Source organism: Serratia sp. PAMC26656 (assembly GCF_016469055.2).
GTDB lineage: Bacteria > Pseudomonadota > Gammaproteobacteria > Enterobacterales > Enterobacteriaceae > Serratia > Serratia plymuthica.
In genome coordinates, this window is record NZ_CP150486.1 from 4,569,332 (window position 1) to 4,590,330 (window position 20,999).

Sequence of the window (20,999 nt, forward strand, 5' to 3'; positions counted from 1 at the left end):
CGGCTAACGCCCGGTTCGTTAGTGCCCGGACGTTAGCCAATGAAATTATGACTCCTCGCTGTACTGGTTTTGCCACATCGCGGCGTAACGGCCATTTCGCTGCAGCAGATCCTCATGACGCCCACGCTCGACGATTTCTCCCGCCTCCAGCACAATGATTTCATCGGCGTCCACTACCGTGGACAGGCGATGGGCAATCACCAGAGTCGTATGATCACGGCTCACTTCACGCAGATGTGCCTGGATCTCGCGTTCGGTTTGGGTATCCAGTGCGCTGGTGGCTTCGTCAAACACCAGGATCGCCGGGTTTTTCAAAATGGTGCGGGCGATCGCCACCCGCTGCTTCTCGCCCCCGGACAGCTTAAGCCCCCGCTCGCCCACCCGAGTTTCATAGCCGTCAGGCAGGCTGGCGATAAACTCGTGGATATGTGCCAGCTTCGCCGCCCGTTCGATCTCTTCTTTACTGGCACCGGTTTTGCCATAACCGATGTTATAGCCCAGCGTATCGTTGAACAGCACGGTATCTTGCGGCACGATGCCGATCGCCGCGCGCAGGCTAGCCTGCTTCAGGTTGCGGATATCCTGGCCGTCAATAAGTACCGCCCCCCCGTTCACGTCATAGAAGCGGAACAGCAGCCGGGACAACGTAGATTTGCCGGCACCGGAAGCGCCGACCACCGCCACGGTGTGACCGGCCGGAATGGTGAAGCTGACGTCTTTCAAAATCGGCCGACGCGCATCATAGCCAAAGCTGACCGCCTCAAAGCGCACTTCGCCACGCGACAACTGAAGGGCCGCGGCATCAGGACTATCGACAATTTCCTGCTCTTCCTGCAGCAAATCGAACATGTTTTCCATATCGATCAGCGCTTGCCGGACTTCGGCATAAATGAAACCGAAAAAATTCAGCGGCTGATACAGCTGAAGCAGATAAGCATTCACCAGCACAAAGTCACCCACCGTCAAGCGCCCCTGCACAATGCCTTGCGCCGCCATCGCCATCATCACTATTAACCCGATGGAGATAATGGCGGTTTGCCCGAGGTTGAGGGCGGTAAAACTGAACTGATTTTTGATGGCGGCATATTCGTACAATCGGCGTGACATATTGAAACGCTCGGCTTCAAAATCTTCGTTACCGAAGTATTTTACCGTTTCATAGTTCAGCAAGCTGTCGATGGATTTGGTGTTCGCATCGGCGTTAGCTTGGTTAAGCTCACGCCTAAATCGGGTTCGCCAACTGACCGCCATCACGGTAAACAGGATATAACAGCCGACCGTTGCCACAATTGCCAAGGCAAACCAGCCGTTTAACAGGTGCCACATAATCACCGACACCAAGGTGATTTCGAACAGGATAGGAAAAATAGAGAACAGCAACCGTGAAAGCACTGTCGCCACCGCTTGGGTGCCGCGTTCGATCGACAGCGACAGCCCGCCAGTCTGGCGTTCCAGATGAAAGCGCAGGCTCAGAGAGTGCAACTGCCTGAATACGCGCAACCCCAGCAATCGGGTGGCATTCTGGCTGACGTGCACAAACATCACGTTACGTAATTCTTCAAATAGCGCGGCACCGACGCGCGCGACGCCGTAAGCCACGATAAACACGATGGGAATGGCCAACACTTTGGCGCTTTCACCGCTCAGCCCGTCGACCATGGCCTTATACGCCAGCGGTACCAATGTGGTACTGACCTTGGATATCACCATGAAAATAAAAGCGATCACCAAGTAATAGCGCAGTTTGGGATTATCTTTAGGCCAGAGATAAGGCAGCAGAAAAGTCAGTAAACGGGAGCGATCCATAAGGTAATATTTATCTTCTTAGTCAAAGTGGCGACGTCGGCTAGTGATCCATTTTGGCACGTATGACGGCGAAACCCTTATGAAATCCGCTATCGCCGCCTTTTTTGTATCGCTGGAGCAAGCCCCCATAGCTCGGCGATTTTGCCGCTTTCCTTCGCCCCATTTATTCTTAAAGTGCGATCTTTCAGGCTCACCGTTAAAACTTGTTGTTGAGAAGTTATCACCACGTTAATATCCGAAAAAATTATTATAAAATGAATTATTGGCTATCGATCAATAATCAAAAGTATTTTATTTCATCATCTTGTATTCAGTATCTGCCCTACCTTCGCCTACTCAGGCTTTAACACCCGTTGCGAGAAATTCACCATGAGCACTGCATTACCCAGCGAAAATTTGCGTTCGGATAACAATGGAACCGGTTTCAGAAGAAGAGAGGTGTTATTCGGCATGGCTTCCGTCCTTGTCGCCACCTCCCTGCTTGGCTATCCATTTCTGACCCAGGCTGAGCAGCAAACCGCAGCAGCCAACCCGCTTGTCTTTGCACGTTTCTTCACTCTGTCCCGGACTATTACCGAACATCAGGACATCGATCAGGGCATGTCGGCGCGAATATTCACCGCCTTGAGCGACAGCATCCCCAATTTCTCTGCTCAGATTAAGCAGCTAAGCGCCCTGCTGCAGCCGGAGCAAAGTGCCAAACAGCTGCAAACGCTGGCAATCCAGGCCGGCCTGCAGGATCTGATCACCGCCATTATCAGCGCCTGGTATACCGGCACCGTCGGGCATGGCCAGCAAGCTGTGCTGATCGCCTACAAGGATGCGCTGATGTACCGCCCCGCCAGCGATGCGCTGATCGTACCGACCTATTGCGGCAACGGCCCACTGTGGTGGACCGCCGCTCCGCCGATGACCATGACACCCGTTCGCTGAGATTATCCTGATGAAAAAACCTGAATTTACCGCCAATGGCGACGCATCGGCCGATATCGTGATCGTCGGCTCCGGCATTGTCGGCGGCATCATGGCCGACCAACTGGTCAGCCTCGGCTATTCCGTCCTGGTGTTGGAGGCTGGCCTGCGCATCGATCGCGCCCAAGCGGTGGAAAACTGGCGCAACATGCCGTTCGATAACCGGGCGGGCTCAGATTTCCAGGGGCTGTATCCGCAATCTGAATACGCCACCGCACCGCTCTACTTCCCGGAAAACAACTACGTAGCCCTTAGTGGCCCCAGCGCCGGCAGCTTCAAACAGGGCTATCTGCGCACCGTCGGCGGTACCACCTGGCACTGGGCAGCATCTTGCTGGCGCCATTTGCCGAGCGATTTCCAGATGAAAACCCTGTACGGCGTCGGTCGCGACTGGCCAATTTCGTATAACGATCTCGAACCCTACTACTGCCGTGCGGAAGAGGAAATCGGTGTCGCAGGCCCCAACGATCCGGCGCAGCAATCGCCGGTGGAGCGCAGCAAACCTTATCCGATGGACATGGTGCCCTGGGCCTATGGCGACACCCGCTTCGCCGAAGTGGTCAACCCGCACGGCTACCGATCGGTGCCAATCCCGCAGGGTCGCAGCATCCGCCCGTGGAAAGGCCGCCCGACCTGCTGCGGCAACAACAACTGCCAGCCGATTTGCCCCATTGGCGCCATGTATAACGGCATCCATCATGTCGAACGCGCGGAAATGAAAGGCGCAGTGGTGCTGGCCGAGTCGGTGGTCTACAAAATTGATACCGACGACCAGAATCGCGTTACCGCCGTGCACTGGTTGGATAATCAAAAACGCTCGCATAAAGCCAGTGCCAACGCCTTCGCGCTGGCCTGCAACGGTATCGAAACGCCGCGCTTGCTGCTGCTTGCCGCCAATAAGCAGAACCCCAACGGCATCGCCAACTCTTCCGATCAGGTTGGGCGCAATATGATGGATCACTCCGGCTTTCACTGCACCTTCCTGGCTAAGGAGCCACTGTGGCTCGGCCGCGGCCCGGCGCAGAGCAGCTGCCTGGTGGGACCGCGCGACGGCGAGTTCCGTAAGGACTATTCTGCTAACAAGATGATACTTAATAATATCAATCAGATAGTTCCCGCAACGCAAAAAGCGCTGGCGCAGGGCCTGCTAGGTAAAGTGCTGGATGAAGAGATCCGTCGGCGCGCGGCCTATGGCGTTGATTTGTCGATTAGCCTGGAACCGTTACCAGACCCGAACAACCGCCTGACGCTGAGCGCCAACCGCAAGGACGCTCACGGCCTGCCGTGTCCAGATATTCATTACGACGTCGGCGATTACGTGCGCAAGGGCGCCGAAGCCGCGCATAAACAGCTGGAGCATATTGGACGCCTGTTCGATGCCGATGAATTCAAAATCACCACCAGCCTGAACGCCAATAATCACATCATGGGCGGCACCATTATGGGCCGCGATCCGCATGACTCGGTGGTGGACGGCAACTGCCGCACCCACGACCATGCCAACCTCTGGCTGCCGGGTGGCGGCGCCATTCCTTCCGCCAGCGTAGTCAACAGCACGCTAACCATGGCGGCGTTGGGCATCAAGGCCGCCGACGACATCGCCCAATCGCTGGCGGTAAAATCATGAAGATACAGCTTGGATTGACCCTGTTGCTGGGGCTGAGCGGCGCCGCCCTGGCGACCGACGATGGCACGGCGTTACTTAAACAGGGTGAGCAGCTTGCCGTAGCTTCGGACTGCCAGGCCTGCCACACCCAACCTGGCGGCGGCAAGCCCTTTGCCGGCGGCTACGGCATCAACTCGCCGATGGGCGTAATTTACTCCACCAATATCACCCCTTCGGCGCAAGACGGCATCGGTGGCTATACGGAACAACAGTTCGCTCGTGCACTGCGCGATGGGGTACGCGCCGACGGCAGCTATCTCTACCCGGCAATGCCCTATACCTCCTACAGCAAATTGAGTGATGCGGACATCCACGCGCTCTACACCTACTTTATGCAGGGAGTGAAGCCGGTAGAGCAGAAGAATACGCCGACCGCACTGCCCTTCCCGTTCAATATGCGCTTCAGTATGGCCGGCTGGAACTTGCTGTTTCTGGATAAGAACCGCTTTCAGCCCAATGCCGAGAAAAGCGAGCAGTGGAACCGCGGCGCCTATCTGGTCAACGGCCCTGGGCATTGCGATACCTGCCATACGCCACGCAACCTGCTGATGGCGGAAAGCGCCGATAAACCGCTGGCGGGGGGCATGGTGGGAAGTTGGTATGCACCGAACATTACGTCGGACGCCGTCAGCGGCATCGGCGGCTGGAGCAATGAAGAACTGGTGCAGTATCTCAAAACCGGGCGAGTCGCCGGGAAAAATCAGGCCGCTGGCGGCATGGCAGAGGCGGTGGAAAACAGCCTGCAATACCTGCCTGAACAGGATCTGATGGCCATTGCCGTCTACCTGAAAAGTACCGTACCGATCCGCGATGCTCAGGATAAGCAGGCGGCGGACCGCTTTGGTCAACCGCTGAACGTCGAACCGACGCTACGCGGTCTGCATCCGTCGAATGCCAATAATACCGTCAGCGACGGTGCGGCCTTATTCAGCGGCAACTGCGCCAGTTGCCACCAACCGGACGGCAGCGGCAGCAAAAACCAGGCCTATCCTTCGCTGTTCAACAATACCGCCACCGGTTCCGGCAACCCGGCCAACCTGATCTCCGCCATTTTGTTCGGCGTGCAGCGCAAAGCGGGCAGCGAGGACGTGCTGATGCCGAACTTTGGCCCGCAATCCTACGTCAATCCATTAACCGATCGGCAAATCGCCGCCATCAGCAATTATGTGCTGAAAAACTACGGCAACCCGGAGGTGACGGTAAGCGAGGAGGACGTGGCGATGCTGCGCACCGGCGGCCCGGTACCGCTGCTCGCGAAGCTGCAGCCTTATATGGCTCCGGCCATCGGAGTTGCAGTCGTGGTGCTGTTGGCGTTGATCTGGCTATGTGGAAGGAAGCGGAAATAGCCCGCGATAGGGGCCCGCTCCCTGTGGGAACGGGCCGTTATCTCCAGGCTTAACAGGATGGCGAAGAGCCCTGCGGCGGCAGATAGCGCTGCGGATCGAGTGCGGAGGCGCGATAGCGGATCTGGAAATGCAGGAACACCGAGTCGGTACCCGTGCTGCCCATGGTGCCAATCTTTTGCCCTGCCTTCACATCCTGACCATTGCGCACCAGCGTGGTGTCGTTATGCGCATAGGCGGTGATGAAGTCTTCGCCGTGCTTAATCATGATCAGGTTGCCGTAGCCGCGCAGCTGGTTACCGACGTACACTACTTTGCCCTTGGCGGAAGCGAAGATCGGCTGGCCGCGAGCGCCGGCGATATCTATGCCTTTATTGCCGCCGTCTGCTGTGGAATATTTTTGGGCAATTTTGCCGGTAGCCGGCCAGCGCCAACAGCGGGAAGTCCCCGGCGGCGGCGTCGATTTAGCCAACACCGCACCGGAAGAGGTATTTTTACGCCGGTTTGACGCAGTTTTGGTTGGCGCGCTGCCGCTCAGGCGCAGCTTTTGCCCGACTTCCAGCCCGTAAGGCGGGCGTATCTTGTTGATTCGGGCCAGTTCGCTGACTTCGCTGTCAGTGATCCAGGCGATGTAATACAGCGTATCGCCACGTTTGACGGTATAGGATTTGCCGCTGTAGCTGCCCTTCGGCAGTTTGTCGTAGTCGCGGTTATAGCTGTTTTTGCCCGAACAACCGGCCAACAGCAGGCTCAATGTCAGACACACTGCGGCGCGGCGCCACCACGCAAGTTTGCTTCCTGTGCTCAAATCCTGTCCTCAATCATATTTCCGGGCGCTGATACGCGTCAGCCGTCAATAGTAACATTTGCACCGGGGCAGTCAAAAAGCGCCAAAAGGACTATGCTAAACAAGTAGGGATTACTGAGTGCCAGACGACAAATGGAGGACTGTCATGTTAAGTGCTGACTATAAAAATCTGCCCCCCCTGAGTGAAGAACGTCTCAAAAAGCAACGCACTGCCCTGCTGATCATTGCCTTCCTGCTCTTGGTGGGCGGTATTCTGCGCCTGATTATCCCCCTGGCATCCGGCACAGTGCTGAGCATTCTGGTCGGCGTATTACTGCTGCTGAGCGGCACAACGTTGGTGGCAGGCATGATAGCCAATTGGGCGCAAAACGCCTGGCCGCTGATCGGCGGCATATTACTGGGCGAGGCTTATCTGATTGTCGGCTACCGGTTCATCACCAGTCCATTAGCCGGCATAAGGGGGGAGTTATCGTCCCGGCTTTTTCGCTCATTGGCGCCCAACCGCACAATTATGTCGACGTCCCGGTGGCAAGTGCCCCACCATGAGTAAGGTTTCATGCAATGCAGGCTCAGCCATTCCCTCAGATGAAAGATTGAAATGAGATGATAACGTTATGGAATTCAAGGATTATTATGCCATTTTAGGGGTTAAGCCCTCGGACGATCTCAAGGCTATCAAAACTGCCTATCGTCGTCTGGCGCGAAAATATCACCCCGACGTCAGCACCGAATCGAATGCCGAAGCGCAGTTCAAGGAGGTCGCGGAAGCCTATGAGGTGTTAAAAGACGATGAACGTCGCGCCGAATACGATCAATTGGTGCAACACCGCAACGACCCCAATTATGGCCGCCAGACACAGCACGGCAACGCCAATAACGCCGAAGATTTTTCCGATATCTTTTCCTCCATGTTTGGCGAGCGCACGCGTTCGCAACACCGGCGCCAAAGCCGCGCCATGCGCGGGCAAGATATCGAGATGGAAGTGGCGGTTTTCCTTGAGGAAACCCTGGCCGAGCAAACCCGGACCATCCGTTATAGCCTGCCGGTTTATAACGCTTTCGGCATGGTGGAGCAGGAAATACCCAAAACCCTTAATGTGAAGATCCCCGTCGGCGTGGGCGATGGCGAACGCATCCGCCTGAAAGGCCAGGGTGCGCCGGGTACTGACGGCGGCGCCAACGGCGACCTCTATCTGATCATCCGCATCGCGCCGCACCCGCTGTTCGACATCGTCGGCCATAATCTGGAGATCGTCTTGCCGGTAGCGCCATGGGAAGCGGCGCTCGGCGCCAAGGTACCGGTTCCGACCCTGAAAGACGCTATTCTGCTGACCATTCCCGCCGGCAGCCAGACCGGCCAGCGGCTGCGTATCAAGGGGAAAGGCCTGGTCGGCAAGAAAGAAACCGGGGATTTATATGCGGTGATCAAGGTCGTGATGCCACCGAAGCCGGACGAAAAAAATGCGGCGCTGTGGCAACAACTGGCGGAAGCTCAACCCGCTTTTGACCCACGCAAAGAGTGGAGTAAGCAAAATGGCTAACGTACAAGTCACTTTAACCATTACCGAATTTTGCCTGCATACCGGTGTTTCAGAGGATGAGTTAACGGAAATTGTCGGGCTGGGGGTGATCGAACCACGTAACCCGGCGGCTACAGACTGGGTATTTGACGATCATGCGCTGACCATTTTTCATCGCGCTCAACAGCTGCATCGCGAATTGGCGCTGGACTGGCCCGGCATTGCGGTCACCTTGACGCTGCTGGAGGAAATTGAGCACTTACGTAAAGAAAACAGCCAATTGCACCAACAGCTTGCACGGTTCGTCAGCAGGCCCTGATATCCTGGGATCGGCCCGTTGCGCCAGCAGCGGGCTACGCCAGGCGTCGAATAGCGGTTTCTGCGGCAACATAAAATCGACGCATTAACGTCTCCCCGCCCCGTACTTCGCAATTCTGAGCGACTCAAGGTCGTAATGCATACTGGCAGCCCATTATCTAGTCAGACAAATCAGCACTGCCACTCAACTTCTGTTGAGCATCCGAAAAAACACCGCGCAGAAATTCAATGGTGGCATGAATGCGTGGAACTCGGCGTATATCACGATGTGAAATCAGATATATGTTCTGAAGCAATCGTGCCTGCCCCACCGGGACAAGACCGTCAGCAAGAAATGAAGGCAATGCAGCAATCCCCATGCCTGCTGCTGCCGCCTCAATCTGACTGCGCAGTGACGAAGCCGTGAAACATGTTTTACTCGCAGGAATGACCTCTTCGAGCCATTGGGCAAGCGGTAAATCCTGAAGTGTGTCATCCCAACCGATACGTAAATGGCCAGCACCATCATCGGCCAGGGCTTCCGCATGGGCGGCCAGGTAAGCTTGGCTCGCATAGAGCCTACTCTCCATCTGTCCGACGCGTAACATAAAGAAATTACCCTGGATCGGCCTCGACAAACGGATAGCCATATCGGCATCACGGCGAGTGAGATTCTCCATTCGAACATGTGTCACGATTTCAATTCGAAGGTCTGGGTATTTTTCCTGAAAAGGAGATAAGGATGGAATGACCAGCTCTGTGGCAAAGTTTTCCGGGAGAGCAATGCGAACACTTCCCGCAACATTGAGGGAAAAACCGGAGCTTTTCCTGATGAAATCATCAATAGCCGACTCGGCCGTTTCAGCATGCTGGAGAATCATCCTTGCAGCATCAGTAAGGGTATAACCTTGAGGGGTACGCTGAAACAATATTGTTCCAAGCTCAGCTTCAAGATGTTCAATATGACGAGCAACCGAAGATGGAGCCATCTTTAGTTTTTGAGCTGTCGCAGTGAGCGTGCCAAGACGGGCAAGTATCAAAAAAATGGGAACACCTTCCCATCCGATCGTTTTCGATTTTTCGAAACCCATAATCAATAACTGCCTGTTCGCTTTCGATATATAGAAAGATAGAGTGTTCTTCTACTAGTTTCCAGCAGAACAGAGGCAACAATGACTTATAAGCAGATCGGACGGAAAGAATTGACGGCAATCACTGGCCCACTGGGTAAAAATAGTGTGAAGAAAATGAGAGAAATATCTCCTCTATTAGCGGAAAGCCTTGTTGAACATGCCTTTGGCAACATATTAGCTGCATCAACGCTGCCACGCCGCGAGCGAGAACTTGTCACCATCGGTTTGCTCGGTGCTATGGGCGGCGCAGAGCCGCAACTGCGCACACACCTTGAGGCCGCATTGCGCGTCGGTGCCGATCCAGATGAGCTTATTGCACTTGCTGAACACCTTTCTGTTTATGCTGGCTATCCACGAGCATTGAACCTATTGCGTGAGACTCGATCCATCTTGGCAGATAAAAATCTATGCACTCTAAAGGAAACGCGTAAGGTCAGCCTCAATGATCATAACACTCGCGTTTTCGACAGTGGCGGCGTCAAACCTGCCTTGGTGCTAATCCATGCTCTCGCAATGGACTGGAGAATGTGGCGAGAAGTCATCCCAAATCTCACCACAAACTTTCGGGTGATAGCCTATGATATTCGCGGCTTTGGCTGCGCGGCTGGAGCGCCGCCTGCTCAGGGTCTTGAAACCTATGCGCTTGATCTCTCTAGTTTGCTGAATAAACTTGGTGTAGCTAAGGCACATATTGCAGGCTTGTCATTGGGTGGTTCAATAGCTCAACATTTGGCACTGAAGGCCCCCTCCAGATTCCATTCGCTGACAATTATCGCCACGACAGCTTGGCCATTCGAGGCTTTCGCACAACGCGCTGACGCGGCCATTTTTACCGGTATGGATGCCCAGATCATTCCAAGCTTGACCCGTTGGTTCAGGCCGGAAGACCTGGCCGAGAATGGCTGGGGCGTTCGCTATGCGCGCGAGAACGTTCAGCGAGTTTTCGTTTCCGACTGGCAAGCCGGTTGGATGGCTCTTGCCACTATCGAGACAGGAAAACGACTGAATGAGATCACGGTCCCAACACATATCGTCGCTGGTGAGCTTGATGCGTCAACTCCCCCCGAATTGATGAAAGGCTTTTTGGACATACCCAAAGCAAGTTTCGAGATGATCGCAAATGCTCCTCACATGATATCGCTGGTTTATCCACATGAACTTGCAGCCGCCATTACTCGAGGTACAGGCCTGAAACCGCCAGCACCGAATACTAAGTAAGTTACTGGTTTATAATAAGTTTATGGCTAACACCTGAACATTGTTTTCGGCGAGGAGACTCATGAAGAATCATACAACTTAACTAAACAGGTTCGTTGGTAGATAGAAAAAGTTAAAGCAGAATTCACATTGTGGGCACACTCATCATGAAGCATTCCAGGATCGTTATCGCTGGATAAATTATTTCATATAAACACTGTAAATAAAAACATGTTATTAAAAACATGTCATTAAAAACAGTATTGACACCCTTTTAAAAACCCGTAGATTGGTTATCAGCAGCAGCGAAATGGTAGCTAGCTGTTATTACCAAAAGTGTTAATCAAGTTGATTTGAATTTATTTTGCGATAAAGGCCACGAAGTATTTTTTGTATGGGCATCAATGCCGAGGAAAATTTACACCCTTGCTTGATGACGCTTTAAGGCCACGTAGTCAGTATCTACAATCGCAGGGTGTGGACCAAAACGCGATGATGTAAGGCCATGATTTGATTGTTTTTTGTTTGCGATTGATTTTCAAGATAGTGTAGAAAACAGTGCAACAAGATCGCAATGGAAGTGAGGCTACGCATCAAAAGTCTATATCGCGAGGGGAGATGTACTTGTTTAAAATGCCATACCTAGGAATATTCACTCAGGTTGGCGGATAATGTGAACTGGTAAATAGAGGGGAGGTTTTAGTTAGTATTAGCACCCAATATTATCTGTGATAAACGTGTACATTTAAAAGTAGTACCTTAGCAGTAAGAAATATTAAGTTCATTAATGTTAAATCTGAAGTCAATAGTACCATAAAAGCCCTGGCTGCAACGGTCAGGGCTTTTATCTTTTATGCATCAACCACATTAGCCTGTCCCACGCTCCAATTCCTCGGACAATCATCACACAGCATCAGGAATGTGATAGCCAACCCACGACATTAATAAAATTAATCCTTGCTTAATAAATCAAACCAAGCCTACTATGACGTCATCGGTTTGGAACACAGACCTTATGAAAGCAGTTTTAGTAAAGCAGTCCTCAGTCCAAGCGTTATCTCTAGATACCCCTTCTTCATGAGCCTCCTCCTAAGTGCCCCATAAGTAAAATTCTGCAAAACAGGCCATGTTCGCCACGATGAGTGGCTCAAAAATGAAAAAGGATGTATCTATGTCTACTAAAATGACTGGTTTAGTAAAATGGTTTAACGCAGATAAAGGCTTCGGTTTTATCACTCCACAAGATGGCAGCAAAGATGTATTCGTACATTTCTCCGCTATCCAGAGCAGCGATTTTAAAACCTTAGACGAGGGTCAGAAAGTGGAGTTCTCTGTTGAGAGCGGCGCTAAAGGCCCTTCTGCTGTAAACGTTATCGCGCTTTAATCGCCGATAATCTCGCTAAAACTTACAATCGCGATGAAGGCAACAGCCTGAGCAGTTAAGTATTAGTGATCAAAAACCCGCTTATGGCGGGTTTTTGCATTTCTGTAATGTAGAAAAATGCTTCTAAACCCATAAAATGGAACGCGGTGTTTCACTTTTCCCGTTGAAAAGAGAACCAGAAACCCAAAGCGCAAAGCCAGTCATCGCAGGAAACAATAGACCAATCCCCTGCCATAAGTTCACCTGCTCTCCTGTCAGATTGATAATGCTTTATGTTCATTCCAATATGCCGCAAAAACCTGTATGCAAGCCGGCAGCGCAGAGGTTGAGCGGGCACAAAAGCGGGTGCTGGCCACGCTGGCACAGGAAGGAAAATGCCATTGAACTTTAGGTTCCAACCAAAACCGGCGAAAGATAGCAACCCAACGAAACCATATTAAAATCATTGTTTTTGTTGGTATTTTATCGGCCACCCCTCATGTTTTGTTAAGATTTTTACCCAAAAATACGCATTAAATTTAATAGCATTAAGATTCATCTTAAAATATACCCACAGGAATTTAGGGATGTTAATTTCCAGGGAATGTGATGAAAAGAAAGGATGTCAGCCCCGATTATCGGGTTGAATATGGCGAAGAATGGAAGCCGGAAAAAACCTCTAAATGGTTTTGGGTCGTGTCGATCGCAATTATCGGTTTTTTGGTCGCCATTTCATAAAGCTGACCAGCAGGTAAGCATGACACGACAAAAGAAAGTTTGAAGAAGGTCTTGGAGCGGTGAAGGGAGTAGAACGCCGCAGCAAAAACCCAGTGAAACTGGACCACATCGACTTTATAAAAACCAAACTACACACATTTCTATACACATTAGTTTTTGCTTGGGCTTCTGTCCTCACGCCTTTCCTGTCTCAATGGCCAAAGTGGGAACGATCTGAACTGCTGACGCCAGACAGCACCAAATCTATTAGGTGAAACTTGCCCCGGCTTCTGGCCGCCTACTCTAGTACCTAAGACTGCACAACGCTTGACCAAAGTTATCAACCCACTTTATAACTCTACAATACTTTAATCATCGATACAGATAGCTAACAATATGAATTATAAGCCTCTTATATTTACCCTATTAATAAGCCTACCGGCGATGGCATCAGAACCATCCCTTATCGTGTGTGAACCGCAAAATGCAAATGATCAAACCGCTACAGGTATTTGGCCTGCACCATATTTGTCACAGAATCAACTATGTTTCGACATTCGAGTAGATTCCGGTAATGCATGCGTCAGTAACATGCAGACCACGACTTGGTTTACGGAGGCAGTGATCGTTGACATAGACGGTGAATCACGGGGCCGGGATGATACCTGGTTCAGAGTCGTACACCCGACCATCACCGACAAGAGCATTGAGTACAAAATAGAAGGCTCAAGGGATAAGAAAACTTGGGGGTTAGTGTCAAACGTGTCAATTAATCGACTTTCAGGACAAGCTGTAGATTGGCTTATTGGCGAACATGGCGGAACTTCTTACAAATGCCATCTGGAAGGGCGAAAGATCTGAATTGGCATAATGTGTATATATACAGAAAATGTGTCAGTTCAGTTGGTTCACGGGCATCTAGCCCTTACCACTCCTGGTGTAAGTATCCCAGCAAAACGAACCATTCACTTTTAGAGATCTTCCGACATACTGATTATGTCCCCTGAGGAGATCGCCATGCGTAAAGCCCGATTCACCGAACACCAGATCATTACCGTTCTGAAGTCCGTCGAAACCGGACGTACCGTCAAGGATGTTTGCCGTGAAGCCGGTATATCTGAAGCCTCGTACTACAACTGGAAAGCAAAGTATGGCGGTATGGAAGCCTCTGATATCAAAAAGATGAAAGACCTGGAGGATGAAAACCGACGCCTCAAACAGATGTTTGCTGATCTCAGCCTTGAGTGCCGGGCACTTAAAGACGTCATCGAAAAAAAGCTTTAAAACCAGCGATAAAGCGAGAACTCGTCAGCTATCTGACGGCGCAATTTGCCATGAGTTTACGCCAGGCCTGCAGGACGTTATCGCTGAGCAGGACAGTATATTTTTATCAGCCCGATGCCCGGCGTGATGAACCGGTGATCCATGCGCTGACTGAACTGGCAGAACGCTATCCGCGCTACGGTTTTAAGAAGCTGTTCCAGCTGCTGCGCAGGCAGGGCAATACCTGGAACCATAAACGCGTTCACCGGATTTACTGCCTGCTGAAACTGAATTTTCGTCGTAAGGGAAAACAGCGGCTGCCAGTGCGTAATCCAGCACCACTGGCGACGCCGCAAGCGTTAAACCAGAGCTGGTCCATCGATTTTATGCACGATGCGCTGGTCTGCGGCAGACGCTTCCGGACCTTCAATGTGGTGGATGATTTTAACCGTGAAGCTCTGGCGATAGAAATCGACCTTAATATCCCGGCGCAACGCGTCGTCCGGGTGCTGGACAGGATCGTGGTAAATCGCGGCTACCCGTTGAAGATGAGGATGGACAACGGGCCAGAACTGGTTTCACTGGCGCTGGCGCAATGGGCCGAAGTACATGGCGTGCAGCTCGAATTTATCAAGCCGGGTAAGCCAACACAAAATGCTTTTATCGAACGGTTCAACCGGACATACCGGACAGAAATCCTGGATTTTTACCTGTTCAGAACACTGAATGAAGCACGGGAAATTACAGAGCGCTGGCTGACGGAATATAACAACGAGCGGCCTCATGAATCCCTGAATAACCTGACGCCGGAAGAGTACCGGCTGATGGCTGAAAAACCGGAACTCTCAAAAAGTGCGTGGAACTAATGCTGGGATACTTACACTGGGTTTGGCTGAACCAACACACACGAAAAAATGTTGGTTCATCCAGAGGTAGAACCTTTAACATGATCTATCCCCTTACCGTAACCTTACCGCCGTGCATTTTTGCACTCTGCCAAAAACCTTGCCGTAATCTTGCTCTACTCATGGGGTAAGTATTTTAGAAAGAGCGTTTTAGTGCGTACCTGGCTGTGTACCATTCCACGAAACGCCGAGCTATGTCTAAGTAACCATTAATGGTAACCACTGCGAACTGGTTACCAATCTGTAGGAGCGCACCTTCTGACCAATTTTTTGTTTTACATGCTCCGCCTTTGGGTGGCCCTATAAAGCTGACCAAAGGCAAGGTGCAGAAGGGTTTAGCACTACCGATAACACGCCATTGGTCACCACCACGACAAACATAATAAAAGTAATCAGGTTGAATTCTGGCCGCAGGATGACAATCCAAATAAAGCTAATCGGGCCAATTTATTTAAGACGGGCTTAATCGTTTTATGACGCTATCAAAATCACTCGGAGCCAAGCGGAGCACGGGTTGGGAGTTGTTGATGTTGCTTCGCTTGGTGTTCATTCTGTCTTAAGCAGTCCAAAATTTAACGGTCCACGGTTGCCACACTGAAACCCTGTTTTCGGTGGAAACCTGTTTGGAAAACTCACGTTTGGAAACCAAGTTTTCAGTGCGAACCATCATTGCGAACTTTAGTGCGAACCGCCAAAAGGTATGCTTTCTGTGCGTACCGATCTGCGTACTTTTAAGTCAGTATCTAATATGTGACTGCCCTTAGGGTAATGAGTGTAAGACCCAGAGCCCGTGCATTATTAATTTTGTTGTGTTGGTTCAGTGCCAATCATCTCGTCTTGTGCGTACTGGTCCCAAAACTCTCTAGCGTGTCCTTAAATTCAGCCACCAGCCATGTATAACGATGTTATACAGTAGTACACTGTATGCCTATCAATTGGCTATCAAGGTGCGAGCGTGAGCAAATCCAACTTAGTGGCGTTCCGGGTTCCGGCAGATTTACAGGATGCCTTTAATCAGGCCTTGGCGGCGTCAGGTGGCGATAAGTCGGCTTGGCTTGTCGATGCCATCAGAAGCAAACTAAATCGCCCTGTAGCTGATTCTGATAAGCGTATGCTGGCGCTGGTGGAGCGAATGGAAACGGCTGCGGCGGCACTGATTGTCGGTAAGTCTGGTATTCCTCCGCATCAGTATAATGAAAAGGCAGTAGTTGCCATTGCGGCACAGACGATTAGGGATGGTTTCGATAATGGCAGGGTCATCGCTGAACGGTTGAATGATGCCGGTTATCAGACGAAGGCAGGAAAGGCATGGGATAAGGATATTTATAGCGCCTGGAAACGACAGGGTGACATCAAAAGCAAGATAACTTTAGCCATTACTGTTGTATAAATTAGAATTCTGCATTTTCATCTAAATTTTCAAACCAATCAATCTCAGCCTCTCTGGCTGTTCTTGCAACAAAGAGGCCTACAATCACAGATTCGGGTAAATGAGTTTTAATGACAGTTTTCATCGCCTTGTAATGACTACCAGCGGTTAGAACATCATCGAATATCACTATCGTTTTTCTGAGGTTTTGTGCCTCGCTGTGCTCAAATATATAGTTACTAGCTATCTCTTCAGGGGTTTGACGTACTTCTGAATTATGGGATGCTGCTCGTGACTCTCGTTGCCTGACCAATTCTCGATAATCAACATCCGCATTAATTCTTTTACCATTCTCTAGTACTTCAACCATTCGACCATCATAAAGGGGGTCTTCGTGGCACTTTGAAGGTGGGATAGGAACAAAGGTCAAATCCTGCAAGTTTGTTATCCCTGTAAGCATCCGTGCAATCTCATTGATAGCTTGTCCTTTATAGCGATACTCATAGGAACCGCATTTTTCCACTGATTTTTTAAAATTATGTATCAATTGGTTTGTTTCGCTGAAGCCAAATCCTTTTCTAGCCGTATATTCACCAAAAAAATAACAGGAGTCGTTTGCATCTAGGTGATAATGCTGACCTATGGTTAATTCATCAATTTTAGTTAAACGGAATGTCATTTCAGTTGCTTCCGAATATCGTCATAGTCACTAACCCTGATGGCTCCCAGTGCTTCATATTTCGCAGGCCATGAGATAGAAGGATTCTGGAAGCATGACTCCAGAATAAATAATTTTCTGCCCTGCGCTAACGCTGCTCGAGCCTGAGTCAGAGTGCCCGAGGTGTCAGATGCTTCAACAATGATAGTTGCTTCGGTCAGAGCAGACATCGTTACGTTACGTTCAGGGAAAAATATCCGGTTGCTACGATAGTCCTGATCCAGATAGCGCTGGAATGGCACTTGGCTGATAAGCAAAAAGTTCTCTCTTATCTTTTTCTGCAAATCGACATTTTGCTTTGGGTAGTTATGTGACAGCGGCGTACCAATAACAGCAATAGTGTTGCCGCCCATTTCTAAAGCGGTTTCATGGGCGCAGGTGTCAACACCTTCAGCTAAGCCAGAGACAATCGTGAAACCATCATTAACGAGACACTTAACCAGCTTTCTCGTTCTCCGGGCACCTTCCTCAGATACTTTTCGAGAGCCGACAACCGCTACAGAGGGGGTGTTAACTAAATCCCACCAGCCCTGATAGTAGAGAACCTCAATAGGGTGTCGCGCATCGCGCAGCTTTTCCGGGTATTCACCAGCTCCATGCACGCGAACGCCAAAATCCTCAACATTGTACTTGTCGAGGATGTTTTTCAGCTTCGATTTGAAGGTTTCGATCGTGCTATCTGGAACCAACTCTGACGGCAATACGTTGCCGTGAGCATGACGAAACTTATCAGCAATCGTTTTGAAGGTTGCGCCTTGTTCCGTCCACAAGGCCTCGTAAGCAGCCATCTCCCTGAAGGGAGACACAGCACGCTCAAATGAGTTGTGTGATGCGAAATCAAGTAGTGACATAGGTTTGCTCTGGCTAATTTAAAAGTGCTCACCTTCCAGTGAGAAGCAGCTATAGAAAGCGACAACAACTGTGTGTGCGATCAGTACTATGGTTTATAGTATAACAATTATGCTGTCAACAATGGCACTTTTAAAGCTACCTTCTGAAGCTCTTAGGCTTCTTCCATTGGTAGGCAGGTGTGCTCATCCTCTGGCGATGTCGCTCTTTGGCTGCCAGGGTGCCCGCAACGCTGGTGTGCAGATCAAGCAGGTCTTTGCCGTTCAGTTCCACCCCTTGCTGGTGGGCTGAGCTGATTAGCGCCTGTTCTATGGAGTGGTGATCTAACATGGCGTTACCTCCCGGGTGGTTTGGCTCTCGCGGCTTGGATGTTATCAAATGTTATCATTCGGCCACAGGCTCCGTTCGCCGTGTTTCACTGCGTTCGTGTTGCCGATTGGTGCGCCAGCACTGGCACGTCGACCACACCAACCGTTATAAAGCGTTAGGATTCGTTAGGTTGACACTTTCTGCGCAAAAGGCGGTACATTTCGGACATGACAGGTTGACACTTTTCGGGAAAATTCGCGATTCGGACCTAACAAATCTCTACATCCCATGCAGAGAAATCTCGCGAGAAAAGCAACAAAAGCAGCTACACCAAGGGATACAGCGTGGTTTACACTTTCGTGAGTCGTCGTAAAAGTGTAAACCTATCGGGTTTCGTATTTCAGCGATTTTCCACCAGGCATAACAATTATGCTTTTGCCCACGTGGAGAGGGCCTCCAGCCCAGCAGGACTCCAGTCACTCACTTCATCGGGAAAGAGGGTTGAGGTATACAAAAGCTCACGCCTGAGCGCCATAACGGCAAGTTCAGCATTCTGGCGTAAATCGTACTTCTCAAAATAATATTCGGCATCGCAATCTTCCAGGCAAATGCCACCATCATCGAGGAAACTCACTTCCACCCCTAACTCGTCAGCAGCATCTGCGACGCGCTTTTGTATTTCCTCATCGGTTTTCGGTGCCGGGCTTTTCCCATCGCTGGCTTTTACCGCCTCCCAGAAGTTGCTCCACGTCATTTCCAGCGTTCTATGTGGCCACGGATCAACGGTAGTATTTTCTGATGTAGCCTCGTCGACGTTTTGCTGCTGGCGCTCTGTCGCCTCCACATCGATTTTGCTACCGGACATCACAACATCGCCTTTGGCTATCCAGTCGTAGATGGTCTGGCGGCTGACACCTCGATGTCTGGCGTACTCAGATTTGCTCATCAACATAAACCGCACATCCTTTCACTATATATAAACCACGTGTTATATCTTTATTGTGGATTAATATTTATCTCGCTTGAGACCACTAAAGTCAGAAAACCATCCTAACTTGCCTAATTCGATATAACAAAAATTGAAAGCATTTAAAACTTCATTTAGATTAGCATGCTGAGTAACAAAGGTTACGAAAGCATCTGTGATATCATCTCGCTGCTTATAGAAAAAATAGTTAGCTAATGGGTGTTTTTTTTCAGAATAAATTGGCTTAGATATGCCATCAAATCTGTCCCCTAACCAAGACTGAAACTGATCTAACGTAAGATCATAGACTTTCTTATCTACTTCAACCCAGAAGTGATGATAGTTATCATCCCCTCTTGTTGTCCCGTGAATTATCTTCACTGTTTTTTCCGGGAAAAGTTGCTGTAAACAAATACCTAAAAAAACCGATGCACTTTGGCAGGAGTTTGTTGGGAATTGAGAAAAGAATGGAAACGAGAGGTCATCTAATAATTCATTATGCCTCTCAAAAACAGCCCTTATATCAAGGGCTAATTTTATACAACTATGATCCTTCATAAATTCTTATCCTCAAACGCACTAGTCTTCTCTAATTTTTCGACTGACAAAGTCTACTACACTACTAGTTGATGAGTGAGATTGCGTACGCGCATTTTGAATTTGTTTTTTTAAAGTTGCTAAATGCACAACTGATGCCTGACTTTTGAGATAATTATTTGGTAATCCTAATAACATTTCAAGGTCAGTTGCCGACAACCCGAAAAAACCAGTGATACCATCCAGAGTGAATAATCCTGAAGATATCAACAAATCGATTGTACGTTTAAGCAACCGAGGTAACTCTGGCTTCCTGTAATCATCCCCTGGTTCAGATTTCGCCCCCCAGCGTGCAGAACGACGCTTAAACAAGTTCAATTTTTCTTCATCGGATATCAATTTCAGAGCATGTAAGCGCATTATGATTGCGGCTACTGATACGCCACAACGCTGTTTTATTAATAATAAACTATCTAACGTTACAGGTAATCTGACTTGATCTGCCAGTAATTCAGCCGGTAATAATAAGGCCCCCGCAAACTGATGAGCCTGACTCTCTTTAAGTTTATAACGCTCAGAATCCAGTTCATTTCCAACTTTTTTATGCAGGATTAAATGCCCAATTTCGTGAGCAAGATCAAAGCGACTCCTAAAAGCATTTTCCTTATCCGAAGAGAGTAGGACAAATGGCCTTTCAAGCTCCTGACTCCATGCTGATAGCCCTTCAATTTGAGCAATCCCAGTCTCTTCCCTTATTAAAATTATGCCATTACTTTCAGCAGCTAATGCCAGGTCTGGAATTTCGTTCTTCCCTAATCCCCATTTAGCACGGCACTCAAGTGCAGCATCTTCTATGTCAGAATCGCTGATTTCATCAATGTTTGAGAAAAAGCGAATCGGCAAGCATAGATCTGGTAAATCTACATATTCTTCTAACCTAACCACCAGTTCATTGGCCCATTCAATACGGGCTTCCAGCATTAACCTTGCCGCTGCATGAGCGCTCGCATTACTGCGGAAAAGTGGCTTTGACATCTTGGCAGGTAGCGGACGGGTAAACCATTCGGGCGCAACGTTCACAACCGTGGCCAATCTTTCAAGAGCCTCTGCTTCTGGTGTTTGCTGAGCTGAGCGCCATTTGCTTATGGTCGCGGGTGAAACCCCAACCATCGTGGCTAGTTGCGTTTGAGAGAGTCTCCTGGCTGCGAGCACCTGCATTAACCTTTCTGGCTGGAACTCTGCAATACCTCTACTCATTCA

Annotated in this window: 20 protein-coding genes; 11 read left to right on the forward strand and 9 right to left on the reverse strand. The window is 50.0% G+C overall.

Going from position 1 to position 20,999, the window contains the following annotated elements; all coding sequences use genetic code 11:
- Positions 1-45 precede the first annotated feature (45 nt).
- Complete coding sequence (locus JEM67_RS22555; protein WP_199637799.1) at positions 46-1,806, reverse strand: ABCB family ABC transporter ATP-binding protein/permease; 1,761 nt, start codon at positions 1,804-1,806, stop codon at positions 46-48.
- Positions 1,807-2,175: 369 nt separating this feature from the next.
- Between JEM67_RS22555 and JEM67_RS22560 the strand changes: the two genes are divergently transcribed.
- From JEM67_RS22560 to JEM67_RS22570, 3 genes are read left to right on the forward strand one after another with little or no spacing between them, the layout of a single operon-like run.
- The gene (locus JEM67_RS22560) at positions 2,176-2,739 is read left to right on the forward strand and encodes a sorbitol dehydrogenase family protein (RefSeq protein WP_199637801.1); all 564 of its coding nucleotides are present in this window, start codon (positions 2,176-2,178) and stop codon (positions 2,737-2,739) included.
- Between the two features lie 10 nt (positions 2,740-2,749).
- The gene (locus JEM67_RS22565; RefSeq protein ID WP_199637803.1) at positions 2,750-4,405 is read left to right on the forward strand and encodes a GMC family oxidoreductase; all 1,656 of its coding nucleotides are present in this window, start codon (positions 2,750-2,752) and stop codon (positions 4,403-4,405) included.
- A complete protein-coding gene (locus JEM67_RS22570; protein WP_199637805.1) occupies positions 4,402-5,790 on the forward strand; it encodes a c-type cytochrome in 1,389 nt (462 codons plus the stop codon). The genes JEM67_RS22565 and JEM67_RS22570 overlap by 4 nt, the downstream gene beginning before the upstream one ends.
- Before the next feature lie 49 nt (positions 5,791-5,839).
- On the opposite strand, the gene actS is transcribed toward JEM67_RS22570, so the two are convergent.
- Positions 5,840-6,595, reverse strand: coding sequence for an amidase activator ActS (gene actS, locus JEM67_RS22575; protein WP_199637807.1), 756 nt, complete (start codon positions 6,593-6,595; stop codon positions 5,840-5,842).
- 145 nt (positions 6,596-6,740) lie between these two features.
- Here actS and JEM67_RS22580 point away from each other — a divergent pair, with 145 nt between their 5' ends.
- The 3 genes from JEM67_RS22580 (at position 6,741) to cbpM (ending at position 8,434) form a co-directional block, all read left to right on the forward strand.
- Positions 6,741-7,145, forward strand: a complete 405-nt coding sequence (locus JEM67_RS22580) for a DUF308 domain-containing protein (RefSeq protein ID WP_199637809.1) — start codon at positions 6,741-6,743, stop codon at positions 7,143-7,145.
- A 64-nt stretch (positions 7,146-7,209) separates the two neighbouring features.
- The gene (cbpA, locus tag JEM67_RS22585) at positions 7,210-8,136 is read left to right on the forward strand and encodes a curved DNA-binding protein (protein WP_199637811.1); all 927 of its coding nucleotides are present in this window, start codon (positions 7,210-7,212) and stop codon (positions 8,134-8,136) included.
- Positions 8,129-8,434, forward strand: coding sequence for a chaperone modulator CbpM (cbpM, locus tag JEM67_RS22590; protein WP_013814347.1), 306 nt, complete (start codon positions 8,129-8,131; stop codon positions 8,432-8,434). The genes cbpA and cbpM overlap by 8 nt, the downstream gene beginning before the upstream one ends.
- A gap of 157 nt (positions 8,435-8,591) precedes the next feature.
- Here the strand turns inward: cbpM and JEM67_RS22595 are convergent, their stop codons facing one another.
- Positions 8,592-9,503, reverse strand: a complete 912-nt coding sequence (locus JEM67_RS22595; protein WP_013814348.1) for a LysR family transcriptional regulator — start codon at positions 9,501-9,503, stop codon at positions 8,592-8,594.
- Positions 9,504-9,584: 81 nt separating this feature from the next.
- Between JEM67_RS22595 and JEM67_RS22600 the strand changes: the two genes are divergently transcribed.
- From JEM67_RS22600 to JEM67_RS22620, 5 genes are all read left to right on the forward strand, one after another.
- The gene (locus JEM67_RS22600; protein WP_199637814.1) at positions 9,585-10,763 is read left to right on the forward strand and encodes an alpha/beta fold hydrolase; all 1,179 of its coding nucleotides are present in this window, start codon (positions 9,585-9,587) and stop codon (positions 10,761-10,763) included.
- A gap of 1,150 nt (positions 10,764-11,913) precedes the next feature.
- Complete coding sequence (cspE, locus tag JEM67_RS22605) at positions 11,914-12,126, forward strand: transcription antiterminator/RNA stability regulator CspE (RefSeq protein WP_004952373.1); 213 nt, start codon at positions 11,914-11,916, stop codon at positions 12,124-12,126.
- A 588-nt stretch (positions 12,127-12,714) separates the two neighbouring features.
- Positions 12,715-12,843 (forward strand): hypothetical protein, encoded by a 129-nt coding sequence (locus JEM67_RS22610; RefSeq protein WP_255520019.1) that lies wholly within the window; start codon positions 12,715-12,717, stop codon positions 12,841-12,843.
- Between the two features lie 996 nt (positions 12,844-13,839).
- Positions 13,840-14,951, forward strand: a protein-coding gene (locus JEM67_RS22615) for an IS3 family transposase (protein WP_370576173.1) whose coding sequence is annotated in 2 segments (ribosomal slippage) — positions 13,840-14,101 and positions 14,101-14,951 — 1,113 coding nt in all. Because the reading frame shifts where the segments join, the coding sequence is not laid out codon by codon here.
- Between the two features lie 994 nt (positions 14,952-15,945).
- On the forward strand, positions 15,946-16,380 hold the full coding sequence (locus tag JEM67_RS22620; RefSeq protein ID WP_199637818.1) for a hypothetical protein: 435 nt from the start codon (positions 15,946-15,948) through the stop codon (positions 16,378-16,380).
- A gap of 1 nt (position 16,381) precedes the next feature.
- On the opposite strand, the gene JEM67_RS22625 is transcribed toward JEM67_RS22620, so the two are convergent.
- The 6 genes from JEM67_RS22625 to JEM67_RS22650 all read right to left on the reverse strand — a co-directional run bounded on the left by JEM67_RS22625 (position 16,382) and on the right by JEM67_RS22650 (position 20,996).
- Complete coding sequence (locus JEM67_RS22625) at positions 16,382-17,038, reverse strand: hypothetical protein (protein ID WP_199637820.1); 657 nt, start codon at positions 17,036-17,038, stop codon at positions 16,382-16,384.
- On the reverse strand, positions 17,035-17,928 hold the full coding sequence (locus JEM67_RS22630) for a DNA-processing protein DprA (RefSeq protein ID WP_199637822.1): 894 nt from the start codon (positions 17,926-17,928) through the stop codon (positions 17,035-17,037). Before JEM67_RS22630 ends, JEM67_RS22625 begins: the two co-directional genes overlap by 4 nt.
- Positions 17,929-18,064: 136 nt before the next feature.
- The gene (locus tag JEM67_RS22635) at positions 18,065-18,256 is read right to left on the reverse strand and encodes a hypothetical protein (RefSeq protein ID WP_199637824.1); all 192 of its coding nucleotides are present in this window, start codon (positions 18,254-18,256) and stop codon (positions 18,065-18,067) included.
- A 406-nt stretch (positions 18,257-18,662) separates the two neighbouring features.
- Complete coding sequence (locus tag JEM67_RS22640; RefSeq protein WP_199637826.1) at positions 18,663-19,187, reverse strand: hypothetical protein; 525 nt, start codon at positions 19,185-19,187, stop codon at positions 18,663-18,665.
- A 54-nt stretch (positions 19,188-19,241) separates the two neighbouring features.
- The gene (locus JEM67_RS22645) at positions 19,242-19,760 is read right to left on the reverse strand and encodes a hypothetical protein (RefSeq protein ID WP_199637828.1); all 519 of its coding nucleotides are present in this window, start codon (positions 19,758-19,760) and stop codon (positions 19,242-19,244) included.
- A gap of 21 nt (positions 19,761-19,781) precedes the next feature.
- Complete coding sequence (locus JEM67_RS22650; RefSeq protein ID WP_199637830.1) at positions 19,782-20,996, reverse strand: XRE family transcriptional regulator; 1,215 nt, start codon at positions 20,994-20,996, stop codon at positions 19,782-19,784.
- Positions 20,997-20,999: the final 3 nt, after the last annotated feature.

Coding starts and splice junctions, on each gene's coding strand:
- cspE (WP_004952373.1), top strand. CDS start 11,914: ATGTCTACTAAAATGACTGGTTTAGTAAAATGGTTTAACGCAGATAAA.
- JEM67_RS22580 (WP_199637809.1), top strand. CDS start 6,741: ATGTTAAGTGCTGACTATAAAAATCTGCCCCCCCTGAGTGAAGAACGT.
- JEM67_RS22625 (WP_199637820.1), bottom strand. CDS start 17,038: ATGACATTCCGTTTAACTAAAATTGATGAATTAACCATAGGTCAGCAT.
- JEM67_RS22630 (WP_199637822.1), bottom strand. CDS start 17,928: ATGTCACTACTTGATTTCGCATCACACAACTCATTTGAGCGTGCTGTG.
- JEM67_RS22650 (WP_199637830.1), bottom strand. CDS start 20,996: ATGAGTAGAGGTATTGCAGAGTTCCAGCCAGAAAGGTTAATGCAGGTG.
- JEM67_RS22600 (WP_199637814.1), top strand. CDS start 9,585: ATGACTTATAAGCAGATCGGACGGAAAGAATTGACGGCAATCACTGGC.
- JEM67_RS22570 (WP_199637805.1), top strand. CDS start 4,402: ATGAAGATACAGCTTGGATTGACCCTGTTGCTGGGGCTGAGCGGCGCC.
- JEM67_RS22560 (WP_199637801.1), top strand. CDS start 2,176: ATGAGCACTGCATTACCCAGCGAAAATTTGCGTTCGGATAACAATGGA.
- JEM67_RS22595 (WP_013814348.1), bottom strand. CDS start 9,503: ATGGGTTTCGAAAAATCGAAAACGATCGGATGGGAAGGTGTTCCCATT.
- JEM67_RS22555 (WP_199637799.1), bottom strand. CDS start 1,806: ATGGATCGCTCCCGTTTACTGACTTTTCTGCTGCCTTATCTCTGGCCT.
- JEM67_RS22640 (WP_199637826.1), bottom strand. CDS start 19,187: ATGTTGATGAGCAAATCTGAGTACGCCAGACATCGAGGTGTCAGCCGC.
- JEM67_RS22610 (WP_255520019.1), top strand. CDS start 12,715: ATGAAAAGAAAGGATGTCAGCCCCGATTATCGGGTTGAATATGGCGAA.
- cbpM (WP_013814347.1), top strand. CDS start 8,129: ATGGCTAACGTACAAGTCACTTTAACCATTACCGAATTTTGCCTGCAT.
- JEM67_RS22645 (WP_199637828.1), bottom strand. CDS start 19,760: ATGAAGGATCATAGTTGTATAAAATTAGCCCTTGATATAAGGGCTGTT.
- JEM67_RS22635 (WP_199637824.1), bottom strand. CDS start 18,256: ATGTTAGATCACCACTCCATAGAACAGGCGCTAATCAGCTCAGCCCAC.
- cbpA (WP_199637811.1), top strand. CDS start 7,210: ATGGAATTCAAGGATTATTATGCCATTTTAGGGGTTAAGCCCTCGGAC.
- JEM67_RS22565 (WP_199637803.1), top strand. CDS start 2,750: ATGAAAAAACCTGAATTTACCGCCAATGGCGACGCATCGGCCGATATC.